Here is an 18,098-nt window from a genome sequence, read left to right as displayed (position 1 = left end):
GTTCGGCAAGTCGGGAATATGAGACGAGGAAGATTCGTACAAGAAAGGAAGATTGCCTGTGAACATCCAGCAAATTCGAAATGCGACACTCGTCTTGACCTATGCCAACCAAGTTTTTTTAATTGATCCTTTTCTCGGTGAAAAGGGTTCGCTTCCTCCGTTCGACCATACACCGAATACCCACCGCAATCCCCTCGTCGACTTGCCGGTTGATGTCTCGACCTTACTCGATCCGGATGCCGTCTTCGTGACGCATCTTCACGCCGATCATTTCGATGATGCCGCCAAACAATTATTACCGAAGACGGTTCCGCTCTATGCCCAAAACGCGACGGACGCTTCTGTCATTAAAGATGCCGGTTTCACGGACGTTCAGTCGTTCGACCAAGGTGTGACACTGCGCGATGTCAAAGTTTTCCGCACGAATGGTCAACACGGTGTCGGTGAGATTGGACAACGGATGGGACACGTATCCGGTCTCGTCTTTACGCATCCCGATGAGCCGACGCTCTATATCGCCGGTGATACGATTTGGTGTGACGACGTCGATTCTGCGATTGATACCTATGCACCAGATGTCATCGTCGTCAATAGTGGTGCCGCCCAGTTCCAGACCGGTGAACCGATCACGATGTCGGAACGTGATTTATTAGCGGTCCACGCGGCAGCGGCTGAAGCGACGATCATCGTTTCGCATCTCGAAGCCGTCAATCACTGCCTGCTCCGCCGCGATATGATTGCTGACTTTTTAGCAGCAAATCATCTCTCCGCTCACTTTTTGATTCCGGACGACGGCGAGACGCTCTCCTTTTAAGTCTCTCCTTCGAGAGTCGTACGAACAAAAAAAACCGGACGTTTTCCACTTCTCTAAAAGGAAGAGGAACAGCGTCCGGTTTTTTTCATGTTCATTCTTGCGGAATGACAAGACCGAGTAATCGGGCAAATGCGATTGCTTGTCCTTCCGTCACGATCGCCCCTGTCAAAAAGCGTGGATCAATCGTAATCCCCGAGACGTCCGCTTGTCGCAAATCGAGTCCTTTTAACGGAGTTTCAACCCACTGGCTTTCCATCAATTCAACATCCTCAAAACGTAAATCGATGAGTTTCCCTTCGAAGAATTGTGTCTCCCGCATCGCCGTCTGCTCGAACGTTACTTGTCGGAGCGATGTCCGAATCACTTGTAAGTAATTCGCCTGGCATGCTTTTACCGTGACATGATCAAGTGTCGTTTCTTCTAATTGAACCCCCGTCAGGCGACAGTCCTGAAACAGAACGCGATGAAAACGACTGTCACGGAACTGGCAACCCGTCAAGTCACACTGCTCAAATCGAACATTTTCAAATGACGCGCGATCAAACACGAGCCCCGCAAATGAGACATTCCGAAAACAGACTTGATTGGCATCGATCCGCTCCGTCAGCTCGATGGGTAACGTTTCTTTTTCATACATCATTTGATACAAGTACGGATCATCGATTTCGATTTCTGCAAATGTTTCGACTGCTAAGTTATTCGGGACATCCGGTAGATGGATCATCGGTTTTTTCTTCATTCTCTCCCAACCCTTCTTCTTCTCAGTCCTTAGTGTACCAAACCTGTTACCTAAATATGACTCAAGAGGATGATCTCTAAAGTCATGCCGCGCTCTAAAAAGTGATGACATGTACACTCTTTTTCAATTTTTGATTTGAGACACTTTGAGACCGTGCTAGAATCAACATAAATAAAATAAGAACAAACGTTCTAAAAGGAGTGATTTTCGTGTCTTCTGATGCGGACTTTCCAAACCAACGTATTTTTTGCGTGGATAGTGTCTCTTTTTATGCCAGTTGCGAGTGCCATTACCGAAATCTACCACCATTAACAACAAAATTAGCCGTCGTTTCCGATTTAAAACGGAGCGGCTCCGTCATTTTAGCGGCGAGCCCTGCTTTGAAGACGCTTGGTATCAAAACGGCAAGTCGTCTCTACCAGATTGAACAACTCCCGTATAAGGAACGAAAGCAGATTCATCTCGTCGAACCACGCATGTTATGCTACATGAAAACGTCGATTCGTGTCCTCGATGTGCTCCATCAATTCGGACCACCGGAAGCAATCCGGGTATACTCGATTGACGAAAGTTTCATTGACATGACGGGAACGGAGCACCTCTTCGGTACGGATTTTGAAGCGGCTAACCAATTACAGTCAGCTATCCTGGAACAAACCGGCATTCACGTCCGAATCGGGATTGGTCCTAATAACGTCATCGCGAAACTTGCCCTTGATTTACTCGGGAAGAAACAGGGCATTGCGCGTTGTGGTTATGCTGATGTCCCCCGTCTCTTACATGACTTTCCCGTTCGCAAGATGTGGGGGATCGGTCATCAAATGGAGCACCATCTGAATCAATTAGGCATTGAGACGATCGGCGATTTGGCGGCCGCACCATTAGAAACACTACACGAACGTTTTGGTGTCATCGGTGCCGAACTTTGGCATCATGCATGGGGCATCGATCAATCTCCGACGACGATTGATCCGACCGCTTTATTTCGTCCGGCATCATCCCGACAGAAGACGGTTGGTCATGGCGTGACACTGATGCGTGATTATTACGAATACGACCAGATTCGGCTGGTCTTAAGTGAGCTCGCAAACGATGTCGCAGCCCGCGTCCGCTTTTCCAATCAACTTGGATGGACGGTTCACTTAGGTGTCCGTTACTCGAGACATATCGTCCGGGCAGGATTTTCAAAGCAACTCCGTCTCCCTTATCCGACTTCAGACGAACGGATTATCCTGCGGCATATCCTTCAGCTGTTCGAGCCGAACTGGCTCGAACACGAACCGATTCGTTTTTTGTCCGTCTCGCTCGGTCAACTTGTCCCCGACCAAGGTGCACTGCAACTGTCGTTGTTCGAAGACAATACCCGTGTTTGGAAACGCAAACGCTTGTTAAAGGCAATCGATCATGTCAACGTCCGTTACGGGAAGGGAACCATCCGCCTCGCTGTTTCTTTTCTTGATACAAGTGTCGCCAAGCGCCGCCTCCGCTTCGTCGGTGGTCATCCGGGAGGTGACGGCAATGACACGGTATCGTGACCGTGGCAATTTAAAATGGATTCCGTTTTTGATGCCGGAGTACATTCAACTGTTGCGCGACTATTATAAAGATACGCATCGTTTAACACTACCGCCCATCGATGAACAACTTCAAGAATCATGGCAATTCATCCTCGAAGAAGCATTAATGGAAGGAAAAGAACTTGAAATCACGTATTATAAGGAAGGAAGCTATATCACACTGACCGGATTCATCGAACGAATCGAGCGCGAACGAGGACTTCTGTACGTCCGGAGTCAAAATTCGATCGAAATTCCCCTGATGCGACTAGTTCGGATTGAAAACGGGTAGGAGTGACAGTGGGCTTCAATAATGCACTTATCTCTTGAATTATGATTTGAAAGAAGGAATGTTTGTATGTTTGAATGGTTTACTTCACTCCCCGTCGTGATCCAGGCATTACTCGCCGGGATGATGACATGGGGCTTGACCGCACTTGGGGCGGCACTTGTTTTCGTCTTTACGACAATTGAAAAAAAGGTCATGAATATGATGCTCGGCTTCGCCGCCGGTGTCATGATCGCTGCGTCCTTTTGGTCACTGCTCGCTCCGGCGATTGAATTTACGGAACAGGATGGTGGCATCGCCTGGCTTCCGGCTGCAATCGGATTTTTAGCAGGTGGCTTCTTCGTTCGCTTACTCGACTTCGTCACACCACATTTACACTTATCCGCACCACTTGAAAATGCAGAAGGCCCTTCGACCGGTCTTAAAAAGGCAACTCTGCTCTTTTTAGCCATCACCTTGCACAACATCCCGGAAGGTCTAGCAATCGGTGTCGCTTTTGGTGCTGCTGCGTTAAATATGGACGGGGCGACAGTCGCTGGTGCTTTGACGCTCGCACTCGGAATCGGGATTCAAAATATGCCGGAAGGTGCTGCCTTATCGATTCCGCTTCGTGGTGAAGGCATGTCACGCCGTCGCGCTTTCAATTACGGTCAAATGTCCGCCATTGTTGAACCGATTGCGGCAATGATCGGGGCGGCTGCTGTTTTCTTCATTCAACCGTTACTGCCTTACGCACTCGCCTTTGCAGCCGGCGCGATGATTTTTGTTGTCGTCGAGGAATTGATTCCTGAATCACAAGCTGAAAACGGCTCTGATTTAGCGACACTCGGTTTAATGGTCGGCTTTACCGTCATGATGATTCTTGATGTCGCCTTAGGCTAAATACAAACTGATTGAACAAAAAAACTCCTTCATCGCCGGTGAAGGAGTTTTCAGATTGATATTGGAATGACTTTTGAGTCCGTACCTTTCAACGTGGACCTTTAATTATTTTTTGAGGATGCGCATCGCATTTAAAACAGCCAGGACGGTTACACCAACATCCGCAAACACGGCTTCCCACATCGTCGCGAAACCAAATGCACCAAATAGGAGAAACACGGCTTTCACGCCAAGTGCGAAGAAAATGTTTTGATAGACAATTTTTCGTGTCGCACGGGCAATCTCAATTGCTTCGACCAACTGCTTTGGTTCATCTGTCATGAGGACGATATCTGCGGCTTCAATCGCCACATCACTGCCGAGTCCGCCCATCGCGATTCCGACATCGGCTCGTGTCAAAACAGGGGCATCATTGATGCCGTCGCCAACAAAGGCAACTTTTCCATCCGCTTGCTTCAAAATCAGTTCGAGTTGTTCGACTTTTTGATCAGGTAATAGTTCTGCTGCAACTTCGTCAATCCCGATTTGACGACCAATCACTTCTGCCGTTGCCAGGCGGTCCCCTGTTAACATAATCGTTTTCTTCACACCGAGTGCCTTGAGGCGAGCAAGTGCTTCAACCGTGCTGTCTTTAATGTGATCAGCAATTCGGATGTAGCCCAGGTACGTATCATTGCGTGCGACATGAACGTACGTCCCGTCTGCCGTTTGATCAAGCGTCTCATAACCAAGTTCGTCGAACCAACGGGCATTCCCGGCACGAATCGTATCCGTTCCGAAGCGACCGACGACACCTGATCCTGCGACTTCCTGATACTCTTGAACGGATTCCGTCACTTCACCATAACTTGCATATGTCCGTTGGATGGACTTTGCAATCGGATGATTCGAATGCTGTTCAACAAGCGTTGCCACTTTCAATAATTCTTCGTCTGAACAGGCAACCGGGCGGAGTTCCGTCACTTCAAAGACCCCTTCTGTCAAGGTCCCTGTTTTATCAAAAACGACCGTATCCAGCTGTTGTAATGACTCGAGGTGATTTCCACCCTTCACGAGAATCCCTCGTTTTGAAGCGGCACCAATTCCACTGAAGAAACCGAGGGGGATTGAAATGACGAGCGCACAGGGACAACTGATTACAAGAAAAACAAGTGCCCGGTAAATCCAGTCCTCCCATGTCGCACCCGTGACAAACAATGGAGGCAAGACAGCAAGCAATGTCGCAATCCCGACGACTGCCGGTGTGTAGACACGAGCAAATCGGGTGATGAATTTTTCCGTCGGCGCCTTGTGGCGCGAAGCATTTTCAACGAGATCAAGAATTTTTGCGACCGTTGACTCACTGTAGAGACGGTCGACTTGAATCAACAGTCGCCCATCTGTATTGATCGTTCCTGCAAGAATCGTATCGTTCGTGCGGACACGTCGTGGTACTGATTCTCCCGTCAAGGCGACGGTATCAATGAATGCTTCTCCTTCAAGGATTGTTCCATCGAGCGGAATCTTTTCGCCCGGTCGGACTAAAATCCGTTGCCCGACCTTCACTTGTAACGGACTAATCGTTTGTCCATTTTCAAGTGTTGCCGTCTCAGGGCGAATATCCATTAATTCAGCAATCGATTTGCGGGATTGATCGACTGCCCGGTGTTGGAAAAACTCACCGACTTGATAAAACAGCATGACGGCGACCGCTTCCGGGTACTCGCCAATTAGAAAAGCACCAACCGTCGCGATGACCATCAAGAAATTTTCATCAAATACTTGTCCCTGACGAATATTTCGGATCGCGTTTCGTAACACATCCCAACCGATTAAGAAGTAAGCCAGCGCAAATGAGATAAGTTCAATTGAGCTCGGTAAAAAGAAGGCACTGATGAAGGCAACCCCACCGATACTGTATTGAATCTTTTTCATTTGCGTTAAAAATGGACCGTGGTCATGAACATGACTTTCGTCAGATGGAACGTCACGAGAAACTTCGACGTTCGGCTCTAATTCTTGTACCCGTTTGACGACCGCATCGTATGTTGCGTCATCCGGTGCCTCTCCTTGATAAGTGATATAAAGCTTTTGTCCCGTAAAATCAAGATTTGCCGCTTCGATTCCTTCGACAGTCGAAACACCACGCTCGACCTTCGCCGCACAATTGGCACAATCAATTCCTGAAATTCGTAATCGCTCAGTTTTCGTTTCCATTCCTCCACCTCATTCAAATGTTCGTTTGATTATAAGTCCATCCTACTCTTTTTTTATTCATTCGACAAGGTGTTTTCGTTATCGGTCTTGCGCCCGATATTCAGATTAGTTCTATCTCAGAAGAATGAAACATGATATGTTTTTAGATAGTAAAATATAGAAGGAGAATAACATGCATATCTTAGAATTACTTAAAGCACTCTTACTCGGTTTCGTCGAAGGGATGACGGAATTCGCCCCGGTCTCTTCAACTGGTCATATGATCATCGTCGATGACATGTGGCTCCAAACAACGGACTTTCTCGGAAAATACTCCGCGAACACCTTTAAGATCGTCATTCAGCTCGGATCAATCCTTGCCGTCATCGTCGTCTTTTGGAAACGGTTGTTCAGCTTAATCGGACTCTATAAAATCGAAGGCGAGCATGATGCGACGGGCACACACAAATTAAAACTGCGTCACGTCTTAATCGGACTGCTTCCTGCTGCCGTGCTCGGTTTATTGTTCGAAGACTTCATCGATGAAAACCTCTTTTCGATCGATACCGTCATCATCGGTCTCGCTGTCGGTGCCATCTTGATGATTGCAGCGGATAAACTCGGTCCAAAAGAACCGAAAACGACGACACTCGACCAAATTACTTACCGCCAAGCGGCACTCGTCGGATTGTTCCAATGTATTTCGCTTTGGCCAGGATTTTCGCGTTCCGGTTCAACGATTTCCGGCGGGGTCTTCCTCGGGATGAATCACCGGACAGCAGCCGACTTTACGTTCATCATGGCCGTACCGATCATGTTCGGAGCCAGTTTTCTCTCGCTCGTTAAGAACTGGGATTACATCGAAATGGCTCACCTCAATTTTTACATCGTCGGTTTTGTTGCATCGTTCGCGTTTGCGCTACTATCGATTCGTTTCTTCTTGAAACTGATCAATAAAATCAAACTTGTCCCGTTTGCGATCTATCGCCTTGTCTTAGCTGGGATTCTTGCAATCGTCGTTTACATGTAAGAAACAAAAAAACTATCAGTTTTTTGCTGATAGTTTTTTGTTTTTTTGAAACTTATTGAAACCGTTTAGGGTATATAGTAGATGAGATACAGAAAAAGGAGTGAACGAATTATGGCACGTAGAAATCGCGGGGGTTCTAAATTACCTCTCATCATCGGAATTGCTGTTGTTGTCATCATTGCATTTTTAGCAATCGGACAATACAACAGTCTCGTAAACGTCGAAGAAGATGTTTCGAACAAATGGTCACAAGTCGATAACCAAATTAAACGACGGGCGGATCTCATTCCGAATCTCGTCGAGACTGTTAAAGGTGTCGCTGGTCAAGAAGAAAAAGTTTACGGCGATATCGCAGAAGCACAAGCCGGCCTTGCCCGCGCTGCTTCGACAGAACAACGGATTGAAGCCGACCAGCAAGTCACGTCTTCTCTCCGTGGATTAATCGCCTTACAAACGACGTATCCGGACCTCAAATCAAGTGAACGATTCCAATCATTGATGGATACGCTTGAAGGGACAGAAAACCGTCTCGGTATCGCACGGAAAGATTACAACGATTCCGTCACACTCTACAATAAGAAACGTCGCAGTTTCCCAACTTCGCTTTATGCTTCGGCGTTTGGTTTTGACAAAAAACCATACTATGAAATTTCAGAAAGCGACCGCGAAAACCCAACGGTCGATTTCAACAGTGATTCGAAATGATTTGGCGAAGAACGCGCCTCCTTTTGAGTGCGTTCCTCGTTTTCTTCCTTCTGACTCCGACTGCCGAAGCCGTATCAGAACGCACGGGAGCCGCTTTCTTCATCCAAGATGATGCAAAGTTGCTGACCGCGTCGGAAGAAGCGGAACTCGCTCGTCTTGGTCAGGAACTCGAACAATATACGACCGCACAAGTCGTTTTAAAAACTGTCCCCGACTTAAAAGGACAGGACTTGAGCACGTATGCGAATGAAACCTTCCGTGCCCAAGGGATTGGACAAGAAGGAAAAGACAACGGTGTCATGGTGATCGTGGCACCAAACGAAAAAAGCCGGAATTTCCGGATTGAAGTTGGTTACAAGCTTGAGGGTGTCCTGACCGATATCACGGCAGGCCGGATCCTCGACCAATATGCCGTTCCTTATCGTGACGAAGGCAATTACGGAAAAGCAGCTTCAGAAACCTATAAAGCCGTCATCAGTGTCGTCTCGAAGGAACAGTCACTCGAATCACAAGATCCGCCTAAAGCGAATGCTGAAGACGGATTGAGTCTTTGGGTCAAAATCGTCATCGGTGCAGGCCTTGTCCTGTTATTGTTCTTAGATATGAAATTTACAGGTGGCATGTTCTTCTTCGCGATCATCAACATTCTGTCAGCCGTTATGCGCGGCGGTGGCGGTGGTGGCGGTGGAAGTCGTGGTGGCGGCGGTAGTTCCGGCGGCGGTGGCGCAGAAAGGTAGGCGCAAATAATGAACGGATTATACATGGTTCTTATTTTTTACGGCGTGATGACCGTCGTCGGCTTCTTCTCGATGTGGTCCGATAAACGTCGCGCGAAACAACACGCGCAACGGACGCCGGAAGCTACATTGCTTTGGATTGCCTTTCTCGGAGGTGCGCTCGGTTCATTACTCGGGATGCAACTCGTACGTCATAAAACACGCAAACCGAAATTCCAGTTACTTGTCCCGCTTGCTCTTTTATTACACGCGACGGGCTGGGTTTTGTTCATGACCGCATGATCGTTTTACTTTTCGGTTCAATCATCCGATAAAGAAGATAGAGGATTCGATTTTGTTCGAATCCTCTATCTTTTTTTAGTTTGGTCAATAGCGTATTAAATGTTTGAATTGAGGTTACATTTCAATTATCTTTGGGTAAAGTATTTAACCAATTTAACAAATACATCTTTTTAGATGTATCTCTCTACAGGAAAGGTGGAAATCATTTTATGTGGCATCCTTGCGCCGAATGTACGACAACGATCCGTTTTATCGAGGCCGGCTCCTTACATATCCAGTCGAGCATCCCTCAAGTTTATTCGTATACATCGTTTAACCAGTTGGAGGAGCTTCTTGAATCAACGTTACAGATTAATGATGTTCCCGTCTCATGTCGAAAAGATGGATCGCGCTTTTCAACCCCAACGCTTCTCGCTTCTGTTTTACTCGAGCAATTACGTCATCGACAAGCCATCAACTTTATCCAAACAGGTGACATGACGAGTCACCTGCAACCGATTTACGATATTCAGGACAATACGCTGTTCGCGAATGAGGCACTCCTTCGCGCCGCTGATCACAATGTCCCGATGTCACCAGGCATTCTTTTTTCGACTGCTTCAAAGATGGGACTCCACTCACGACTTGACCAACGCGCACGCGAAGAAGCGATTCGCGCGACACATCATATTGGCGGAACAGAGAAGACGTTCATCAACTTCCTTCCCTCGACGATTTATAACCCAGAATACTGCCTTCGTCATACGTTCGAAATCGTCGAACGATATAATGTCGACCCGAGTCGTCTTGTGTTTGAAGTCGTCGAAACGGAAAAAATTGAAGACGTCAATCACTTGAAACATGTCTTCGAACAATATAAAAAACAAGGAATACAAGTTGCGCTTGATGATGTCGGCGCCGGCTTCTCGACACTCGATATGTTGACGTTACTGCAACCGGACTATATCAAAATCGATCGGTCTTTCATCTCGAACTGTGATACGGTCGCAGAAAATGAAGCCTTCTTACGAAAAGCTCGCCATCTTACGAAAGAAATGGGAATCAAGATTTTAGCAGAGGGCATCGAGCGCCAAGAAGAACTCGAGCTTTGCCGGCAACTTGGTTTTGATTTCGGACAAGGATATCTGCTTGGTCGCCCTGCACCTTACGCACAATTCGCAAAGGCACAATAACAAGAAAAACAGCCCCCATTTTTTAAGCAGGGGCTGTTTTTTCATGAGGTTGTGATGATTTCGACATCATTTTGCTCGAGCACGCCCAGTAAACGTGCTGGCGATAAATCCGTCTCAATCAACTGACATAATGGTTCTTGTCCGATTCGTGCTGCCAACTGACTAAGTTCTACCGATGTCAGTCCTAAATCAAGACTCGTTATCGGTTGTCCGTTTTTTTGTAAATACGTCCGCAACTCGTTGTATGCTTCACTTTCACCCAACAACTGCTCCTGGATCAAGAGACCATATCCGACCTTACTTCCGTGCAAAATTGAATGTGTTGATGCAAAAGGAGACATCGCATTATGGACACCATGACCAATTGCTCCACGCGTCGCATCATCACCAAACCCGCCGACACTACCCGCTAACGGAATGACGGTTTCCACCAAATGTTCGATGCTGGACGGATACGCCCGAAAAATCTCCTCGCTGATTGGTGTTTTTAAGATGAGGTCTTTGCACTGCTCCGCAACCCGTAACGCCATTTCAATGATTGGATTCTCCACTGTGATTCCACTTAAAGCACGTGCCTCATACCACTTAGCAAGTGTGTCCACGAGACCCGCAACAAAATAATCGTAGGGACTCGCCGACAGAATCCGATGGTCGAGTAAAAGTGCCTCGATGACAACCGGCAGCGTATCAAAACGAAGATATTGACCTTGCGCGTCGTACATGACGCTAAGTGGTGTCCACGGCGCACAATTCGAGACGATCGTCGGAATGACAATCAAAGGTCGGTTCAATTGAACAGCAACTTTCTTTGCCGTATCAATCAATGATCCGCCCCCTAACGTAACGATGACGTCATATGTCGCACATGCCTTGACTAATTCCGCGACTTGAAAATCCGTACAATGCCCTTGAAACAGGACTTTCGGTAATGCTGGCAAGTAAGGATTCGCCGCTTGTAAGGCTTTTGCTCCGTGTAGTAGCACGCCACTCCGCTTCCCGAGCAACGTGTCAAGCTGAGATACGGCTTCTTTTTCATGTATGTATTGCAAAACCGCTTGACGAATCATCTAAATCCCCTCATTCCATTATTTGTTATTGCTCAGTATACGCAGACTGTTCCTTTCTTACAACCCCTCATTTCATTCGATTTTCATACTGAATAAGCGTACACTTATGAAGATAAAACGATTACATGAAGGAGGACTTCCACTCATGCAACACGTCACACTCAACAACGGTCTAAGTATGCCTCAACTCGGTTACGGTGTTTTTAAAGTATCCGAAGAAGAAGTGTATCAAGCAGTACTGGAAGCGTTACGTGCCGGCTATCGTTCAATCGATACGGCGATGATTTATGAAAATGAAGCAGGTGTCGGACGCGCATTACGTGACTCTGGAATTCCGCGCGAAGAAATTTTTCTGACGACGAAAGTTTGGAATGCGGATCAAGGATATGCAGAAACGCTCGCAGCCTTCGAAACAAGCCTCACTAAACTCGGGGTCGATTATGTCGATTTGTATCTTATCCATTGGCCGATGCCGAACGAAGATCGTTACGTGGACACATGGCATGCGCTCGAAGAACTGTACAAGCAAGGAAAAACGAAAGCCATCGGTGTTTCGAACTTCCATATCCCCCACTTAAAGCGGATTCTAGAAGAAGGAACCGTCGTACCTGCTGTCAATCAGATTGAATTACATCCGTTCTTAAGTCAGGAAGAAATTCGGACGTTTTGTAAGGAACACGACATTTTAGTTGAAGCATGGAGTCCGCTCATGAAGGGACGCGACGCCTTGACTGAACCTGTCATCACGGACATCGCGACGACAAAAGACAAAACACCAGCCCAAGTCATTCTCCGCTGGCACATTCAACACGGGATTATCGCAATTCCGAAATCGGTCACGCCGAGTCGAATTCGTGAAAACCTGGCAGTCTTTGACTTCGAACTTTCAGCAACTGAGATGCAACAACTTGATGCGTTAAATCAAAATCAACGAACCGGTTCGAATCCGGATGAAATGCATAAAAAATAATCAAAAAAGGGAGGGGCCGTTTTCGGCTCCTCCCTTTTAGTAACTTTTTCAAGAACGGATTAACGATCGAGATTGTTTCCGTGATCTTGCTCGGCTACATCATCCGAGTGTGACTGCGTCTGTTTCTTATTTTCTTCATCACGCTCAGAGTCGAGCCGTTTGAAATCGTCATCGCGACGCATCGCAATGTCCGGCTTGCGGTCCTGTTCTACTTTTGCCCGATTGATGGCTTGTTCGTCTTGCGGCATCTGATCCGTTCCGGCTCGGTGTAAATCAACTTCGGCATGTTCTTCCTTAGAGTCCCGATCGACATCAAGCGTATTCCCTGAACCGAGTTGGGCATTTGAATTTGCAGCACTCGATGTGTGCGTCTCATCATAACTGCCGTAACGGACTTTGACATCTTCATGTGTATTGTCCGTATTCAAATGCGGATCAAACTGAATATCCTGAACCTCAATCAGAAGTACGAATCCGCCGCCTTCGACTTCGACTTTACGTTCTTCTACATCTTCTGCAGGTAAATCAAGTGAGTCGAACAACTGATCGACTTCTTGATCGCGCCCTTTGTTGCCGCGGATCCGATCCATCCATGATGGTTTTGTCGCCGCAATTTCCGCGTCCATTTGACTGCGGACGAGTTCGATATCTGATTTTTCCTTGACGATGACATAAAAATCTTCTTCACGGTGCCCCTGAATATGCAATTCATCCATTTTCGAGATTAACTCTTCTTCCGAGTAATACGTACCGATGTATTGTTTCGTTTTCATATGAATCTCCCCTTATGTTCGTTTTGTCGTACAACGTATCCTTATAAGGAGTATTTCCTGTTTCTCTGTAAAATATGCCAACAAGTCGGCTCTTCCATAAAAAAATAATCTATTTGACATGTTTATTCGCCAATCAGCTTTAATCCGACCGTCGCACTAAGAATCAGACCGATACATACTATCCGCTTCCAGTCTTTCGCTTCCTGATAAAAAATCATACTCAGTACTGTTCCACCGGCTGCCCCGATTCCTGTCCAGACAGCGTAAGCTGTTCCCATCGGCAATCCGTTCATCGCAAGTGATAGGAATAGGAAGCTCAAGCCAAATCCGCCAAACATCAATAGACCATTCTTGAACGTTTTGTGTTGATTAAACGTATTGATGAAGACAACACCCAGCATCTCAAACAATCCGGCAATAATGACAAACAACCAACTCATTCTTCCACCTCCCCACTGACTAACTTCAATCCGATGACACCCATCAACAGCACACCAATCAATCCTAACTTCATGACTGACGCACTTTGGTCAAATAAAATGATGTCCAATATGACCGTCCCGACTGTTCCAAGGCCGACGAAGACCGCATAAACTGTTCCAACCGGCAAATGGTTACTCGCCTTAATCAAGACAGCAAAGCTGATGATGATGCTGATGATTGTTCCCATCCATTCAAGTACGCTATCTGCATGTTTCAAACCGACTACCCAAGCAACTTCAAAAAAGGAAGCCACTAGAATTCCTAACCAGTATTTCGTCATCACTTTTCCTCCTAACATTCATCCTAAAAAATAAAAAAAGCCCGGAAGCAGGCGTCTAGACGCTCTACTCCCGGGCTTTTATCCCTCCGTTGCATGAGGTGTACTCATGTGCCTCCCTCGGTCCAAGTCTACGTTGCCGTACGGAACCCTAGAGGCTAGCTATTTCGTTCGATGTCTCCACCCTAGCACGCTTGATTTTACGTGTCAAACAGGAGAATCCACTACCGTTAGCCAATATAGATAAGTGAATCAATCAAAGAGGAGGGTCTCATCATGCGCTACAAAATCAACGATCAACTTCGGATTCGACGTTTCACACCAGAAGATTTGGAAGCTGTCCATTCCTATGCCTCACAACCAATTGCCAGTCAGTATCAGTCGTGGGGACCGAACTCTGAGAGTGATACAAAACAGTTTTTACACGATGCACTTGAAAGTGAACTCGAAAGTCCACGTCGTCGCTATGTCTTCGCCGTCACCTTTCCTGACGATCATGTCATTGGCGCGGGAGAGCTCATCGTCACCGACACAGAACATAAAATCGCAGAAATTGGATATATTTTATCGCCTGACGAATGGGGCAATGGTTACGCGACATCGATTGCAACATTTTTACTCGAATTCGGCTTCGAAAAATTAAACTTACATCGCATCACGGCAACATGTGATCCGCGAAATGTCGCTTCGGAGCGTGTCTTGCAAAAAGTCCGGATGACGCGCGAAGGTTTGTTACGGGAAACCGTTTATTTAGAAGACCACTGGCGCGATTCGTTGATTTACAGCATGCTCGACTGGGAGTGGCAGATTGATCACGAGGCAGAATAACTTCATTTCACCAAAAGAGATGGTCGAATTTCTAGCGAAATTTGTCCGTCTCTTTTTTGATTTATTCACGGCGGAATATGTCCTACGAAACCGTTCCCATAATTTAGTTCATTTTTACTATTTCTGATATCCAGCTCTTTTTCCAAAAAGAAAGTGCTAAACTTATCTTTAGACATGCTAAATTACAATTTTAATGATAGGAGCTCAATGAATGAAATCTTATAAATATTGGTTTACGAGTATCACGGCATCTGTCATGTTACTCGGGTCTCTCCCACTACAAGGCCACGCGGATACGAATCCGACACCAATGGAAGTGACAGAACAAACAGAAACAGAACAAGCAACCGGAACGCAGTACACACTTTCCGAAACTCCTGTTTTTGAGACTGCTGACGAGACGACCCTCGTCAAGACGTTACCAGCAACGACCGCCGTCGAAACCTTTGGCACAGATGGTCTCTTTACACGCATTTCAATCGATGGCGTCTATCGCTTCGTCAAGACAACGCAACTTGCAAAGCAACCGGTTTATCAAAAAATCGATTCGCAATACATAACAGCACTCGCGCCTTCCTATACGACTGCTTCAATTGATACGCCGACAGGAAAATCAATCACTCAAAATACGTTAATCGATACGTACGGGACATCGGGTGACTTCACGCGGGTGAAACAAGGCGACGTTTACGTCTTCGTTTCAAGTAAATTCTTAAGTAAGACACCTGTTTATGAAACGACGGGCACTCAATTCGCCCAACAACAAACTGTGATTTATACAGATGCCGATACGACAAGTAAACAACTTGGGAGCTATTCTTTAAATGCTACCGTCAAAACATACGGGACGTCCGGCACATTCACCCGTGTCCAGTTCAATGGTGTTTACGGCTTCGTGCTTACAAAACAACTCGGTTCAAAGGAAGTTGAATCGTATCCGCTGACCGGGAAAAAGTACGCCCAACAAACGACATCCATTTACGACAAAGCAGCAACAAGTTCGGTCATCGGGACGCTAGCACCGAATCAATCGGTCGATCTTTACGGGACATCTGGTCTTTATTCCCGCGTCCGAATCAATGATACCTACGGATACGTATTGACGGCGCACCTCGGCGATTCCGTCGTCTACGCAAAGACCGATCGGCTTTACGTCCAAGATACGACACCGATTCAGGTAGAGCCAAACAGTTCGAGCACCATCTTGAAGCACCATAAACAAAATACACTTTTGACGATTTACGGGACGAGCGGTGCCTACAGCCGGATCATCTTCCGTGGCGAATATGCGTACGTCTTAACGAGTTCGCTCGCGAAATCAAAAGTCTATGCCAAAACGGATCGCCTGTACATCCAAAAAACGACACCGATTCAGGTAGAGCCAAACAGTTCGAGCAGCGTCTTGAAGCATCATAAACAAAATACACTTTTGACGATTTACGGCACGAGCGGTGCCTACAGCCGAATCATTTTCCGTGGCGAGTATGCGTACGTCTTGACGAGCTCGCTCGCGAAGTCAAAAGTCTATGCCAAAACGGATCGCCTGTACATCCAAAAAACAACACCGATTCAGGTAGAGCCAAACAGTTCAAGCAGCGTCTTGAAGCATCATAAACAAAATACACTCTTGACGATTTACGGCACGAGCGGCGCCTATAGCCGAATCATCTTCCGCGGTGAATATGCATACGTCTTGACGAGCTCGCTCGCGAAATCAAAAGTCTATGCCAAAACAGATCGCCTGTACATCCAAAAAACAACACCGATCCAGCAATCCCCAAGCAGTTCAAGTACGGTTCTTAAGCATCATCAAAAGAACACGCTCTTGACGATTTACGGCACGAGCGGCGCCTATAGCCGAATCATCTTCCGCGGTGAATATGCATACGTCTTGACGAGTTCGCTCGCAGCAACGAAAGCAGATCTGTATGCGACGACAGGGACACGTTACGTGACCGAAGACAAGTTGGTCGTCCATCCAAAAGCCAGTCTTAGCGGAAACATTGGGACACTGAAAAAAGGAGCATTAATCACGACCTATGGAAAAAGCGGTTACTACACACGCGTCAAAATCGGATCACGCTTCGGATTCGTTGACTCAAGTCGGCTCGGTTTAAATAAACCGACGTCTAAAGCCAAAGTCGGGACCGTCTTTTACGTCCATTTCAACCAGACACCACTCTTTTCTGCTGACGTCGCCTACAGTCGTCCGGCGAGTCACTTAAGCAAAGGAACGAAATTGATCGGATTAAAATCGATTGATGATGACTTTTGGCAAGTCCGTCTACCGAATGGTCAAACGGGTTACGTCCTCAATCCTTATATCGGAACGAGTAAACCGGATATGCGGTATAACGAGCAAGCCATCAATCGTTCAAAAGTCTATACGGTCAAAGCAACGACTTCATTTTATGACACACCTGCCAGTCCAAAAAGTGCCGGGTTGGTCGAAAAAGGCAAGCGTGTGTATCCGCGTTACCGCGTCGGTAATTTCTATGTCATTCAGTCCGGCTGGACGCCCGTCTACATCCCGGTGACGGCCCTTACAGTGACGAGCGAAACAAAAGTTGACAAGAAAAATAATTCACGTGGCGAAAAGTTGATTCAAGCTGCTGTTGCCCATATCGGTACTCCGTACACATGGGGATCACAAAACGTGGCGAATGGTGGATTCGATTGTTCCGGATTGATTCATTATGCGACGAACCAAGCCGGAAAATACGGCGGACGGACAAATGTCCGCGGTTACTGGTACGGAGCGTTCTTTACAAATCAACGCACAAGTATCAGTTCCGGAAAACGCTCGGATATCGTCTTCTTCGAAAACACGTATACGGATGGCCCCTCGCATATCGGGATCATGTTAGATAGTAAACACTTCATCCATGCCGGAGGATCACAACTGCAAATCAGTTCAATTTACGAGCCGCACTGGCGTGAGCACTTCCTCGGTTTCAAATCAATGTAATGATTAAAAAAACGGACCTTCCCTAACCCGGGAGGTCCGCTTCTTTTAGCTAACATTAAAATGTCATTTCCGCATATTTCGTAACTTGGCGATCGATTAAGTACAATTCGATTTGCTCGCGATACGCTTTATAGTGGTCTGACGCGATATGCGCTTCTAACGCTTCTTCATCTTGATAGACTTCATACAGCATGAACTGATGTTCATCTTCGATGGATTGATGTAAGCTATAACGCAAGCACCCCGGCTCGTTTTGTGAAGCTTTGTAGACCGTACTTAAAATCGGAAAGACTTGATCGGCTAAACCTGCTTTGACTGTGATGACCGCGTTGACAATAATTTCTCCCATGA

General features: G+C 46.7%; 19 protein-coding genes. 12 read left to right on the top strand and 7 right to left on the bottom strand.

Annotated features, from left to right (window positions below; translation table 11 throughout):
• The first annotated feature begins 58 nt into the window (after window positions 1-58).
• Window positions 59-814, top strand: coding sequence for an MBL fold metallo-hydrolase (locus AC0VYQ_RS02365; protein ID WP_475404171.1), 756 nt, complete (start codon window positions 59-61; stop codon window positions 812-814).
• 91 nt (window positions 815-905) lie between these two features.
• Here AC0VYQ_RS02365 and AC0VYQ_RS02360 read toward each other — a convergent pair whose 3' ends face one another.
• Complete coding sequence (locus AC0VYQ_RS02360) at window positions 906-1,553, bottom strand: pentapeptide repeat-containing protein (RefSeq protein ID WP_214808764.1); 648 nt, start codon at window positions 1,551-1,553, stop codon at window positions 906-908.
• Window positions 1,554-1,762: 209 nt separating this feature from the next.
• Between AC0VYQ_RS02360 and AC0VYQ_RS02355 the strand changes: the two genes are divergently transcribed.
• The 3 genes from AC0VYQ_RS02355 to AC0VYQ_RS02345 all read left to right on the top strand — a co-directional run bounded on the left by AC0VYQ_RS02355 (window position 1,763) and on the right by AC0VYQ_RS02345 (window position 4,280).
• A complete protein-coding gene (locus AC0VYQ_RS02355; protein WP_475404170.1) occupies window positions 1,763-3,088 on the top strand; it encodes a Y-family DNA polymerase in 1,326 nt (441 codons plus the stop codon).
• Entirely contained in the window at window positions 3,072-3,401 is a 330-nt protein-coding gene (locus AC0VYQ_RS02350; protein ID WP_088836242.1) for a YolD-like family protein, read from the top strand. Before AC0VYQ_RS02355 ends, AC0VYQ_RS02350 begins: the two co-directional genes overlap by 17 nt.
• A 66-nt stretch (window positions 3,402-3,467) precedes the next feature.
• Window positions 3,468-4,280, top strand: coding sequence for a ZIP family metal transporter (locus tag AC0VYQ_RS02345; RefSeq protein WP_029332569.1), 813 nt, complete (start codon window positions 3,468-3,470; stop codon window positions 4,278-4,280).
• Window positions 4,281-4,385: 105 nt separating this feature from the next.
• Here the strand turns inward: AC0VYQ_RS02345 and AC0VYQ_RS02340 are convergent, their stop codons facing one another.
• Window positions 4,386-6,476 carry a heavy metal translocating P-type ATPase gene (locus tag AC0VYQ_RS02340; RefSeq protein ID WP_475404169.1) on the bottom strand — a complete coding sequence of 697 codons (2,091 nt, stop codon included), beginning with the start codon at window positions 6,474-6,476 and terminating at the stop codon, window positions 4,386-4,388.
• A 172-nt stretch (window positions 6,477-6,648) separates the two neighbouring features.
• Between AC0VYQ_RS02340 and AC0VYQ_RS02335 the strand changes: the two genes are divergently transcribed.
• The 5 genes from AC0VYQ_RS02335 to AC0VYQ_RS02315 all read left to right on the top strand — a co-directional run bounded on the left by AC0VYQ_RS02335 (window position 6,649) and on the right by AC0VYQ_RS02315 (window position 10,381).
• The gene (locus tag AC0VYQ_RS02335) at window positions 6,649-7,485 is read left to right on the top strand and encodes an undecaprenyl-diphosphate phosphatase (protein WP_475404168.1); all 837 of its coding nucleotides are present in this window, start codon (window positions 6,649-6,651) and stop codon (window positions 7,483-7,485) included.
• Between the two features lie 111 nt (window positions 7,486-7,596).
• Window positions 7,597-8,190 (top strand): LemA family protein, encoded by a 594-nt coding sequence (locus AC0VYQ_RS02330; RefSeq protein ID WP_088836239.1) that lies wholly within the window; start codon window positions 7,597-7,599, stop codon window positions 8,188-8,190.
• Window positions 8,187-8,927 (top strand): TPM domain-containing protein, encoded by a 741-nt coding sequence (locus tag AC0VYQ_RS02325; protein ID WP_475404167.1) that lies wholly within the window; start codon window positions 8,187-8,189, stop codon window positions 8,925-8,927. The genes AC0VYQ_RS02330 and AC0VYQ_RS02325 overlap by 4 nt, the downstream gene beginning before the upstream one ends.
• 9 nt (window positions 8,928-8,936) lie before the next feature.
• On the top strand, window positions 8,937-9,209 hold the full coding sequence (locus AC0VYQ_RS02320; RefSeq protein WP_369834755.1) for a DUF1294 domain-containing protein: 273 nt from the start codon (window positions 8,937-8,939) through the stop codon (window positions 9,207-9,209).
• Window positions 9,210-9,418: 209 nt separating this feature from the next.
• Complete coding sequence (locus AC0VYQ_RS02315) at window positions 9,419-10,381, top strand: EAL domain-containing protein (protein ID WP_475404166.1); 963 nt, start codon at window positions 9,419-9,421, stop codon at window positions 10,379-10,381.
• 41 nt (window positions 10,382-10,422) lie between these two features.
• On the opposite strand, the gene AC0VYQ_RS02310 is transcribed toward AC0VYQ_RS02315, so the two are convergent.
• On the bottom strand, window positions 10,423-11,448 hold the full coding sequence (locus AC0VYQ_RS02310) for an iron-containing alcohol dehydrogenase family protein (RefSeq protein ID WP_475404165.1): 1,026 nt from the start codon (window positions 11,446-11,448) through the stop codon (window positions 10,423-10,425).
• Between the two features lie 145 nt (window positions 11,449-11,593).
• On the opposite strand from AC0VYQ_RS02310, the gene AC0VYQ_RS02305 reads away from it, so the two are divergent.
• Window positions 11,594-12,418, top strand: coding sequence for an aldo/keto reductase (locus AC0VYQ_RS02305; protein WP_475404164.1), 825 nt, complete (start codon window positions 11,594-11,596; stop codon window positions 12,416-12,418).
• Between the two features lie 59 nt (window positions 12,419-12,477).
• On the opposite strand, the gene AC0VYQ_RS02300 is transcribed toward AC0VYQ_RS02305, so the two are convergent.
• The 3 genes from AC0VYQ_RS02300 to AC0VYQ_RS02290 all read right to left on the bottom strand — a co-directional run bounded on the left by AC0VYQ_RS02300 (window position 12,478) and on the right by AC0VYQ_RS02290 (window position 13,954).
• Window positions 12,478-13,191, bottom strand: coding sequence for a general stress protein (locus AC0VYQ_RS02300; protein ID WP_088836233.1), 714 nt, complete (start codon window positions 13,189-13,191; stop codon window positions 12,478-12,480).
• Between the two features lie 122 nt (window positions 13,192-13,313).
• A complete protein-coding gene (locus AC0VYQ_RS02295) occupies window positions 13,314-13,631 on the bottom strand; it encodes a DMT family transporter (protein ID WP_088836232.1) in 318 nt (105 codons plus the stop codon).
• Window positions 13,628-13,954, bottom strand: a complete 327-nt coding sequence (locus tag AC0VYQ_RS02290; RefSeq protein ID WP_088836231.1) for a DMT family transporter — start codon at window positions 13,952-13,954, stop codon at window positions 13,628-13,630. Before AC0VYQ_RS02290 ends, AC0VYQ_RS02295 begins: the two co-directional genes overlap by 4 nt.
• Window positions 13,955-14,227: 273 nt before the next feature.
• Here AC0VYQ_RS02290 and AC0VYQ_RS02285 point away from each other — a divergent pair, with 273 nt between their 5' ends.
• Both AC0VYQ_RS02285 and AC0VYQ_RS02280 read left to right on the top strand, forming a co-directional pair.
• Window positions 14,228-14,779, top strand: coding sequence for a GNAT family N-acetyltransferase (locus AC0VYQ_RS02285; RefSeq protein WP_214805506.1), 552 nt, complete (start codon window positions 14,228-14,230; stop codon window positions 14,777-14,779).
• Window positions 14,780-14,990: 211 nt separating this feature from the next.
• Entirely contained in the window at window positions 14,991-17,747 is a 2,757-nt protein-coding gene (locus tag AC0VYQ_RS02280; protein WP_251137210.1) for an SH3 domain-containing C40 family peptidase, read from the top strand.
• Between the two features lie 55 nt (window positions 17,748-17,802).
• On the opposite strand, the gene AC0VYQ_RS02275 is transcribed toward AC0VYQ_RS02280, so the two are convergent.
• The gene (locus AC0VYQ_RS02275) at window positions 17,803-18,096 is read right to left on the bottom strand and encodes a putative quinol monooxygenase (RefSeq protein WP_029332555.1); all 294 of its coding nucleotides are present in this window, start codon (window positions 18,094-18,096) and stop codon (window positions 17,803-17,805) included.
• Window positions 18,097-18,098 lie beyond the last annotated feature (2 nt).

The sequence above is a fragment of the Exiguobacterium sp. QJM3NY_9 genome, assembly GCF_056173545.1.
This window is presented reverse-complemented; position numbering and strand designations above follow the sequence as displayed.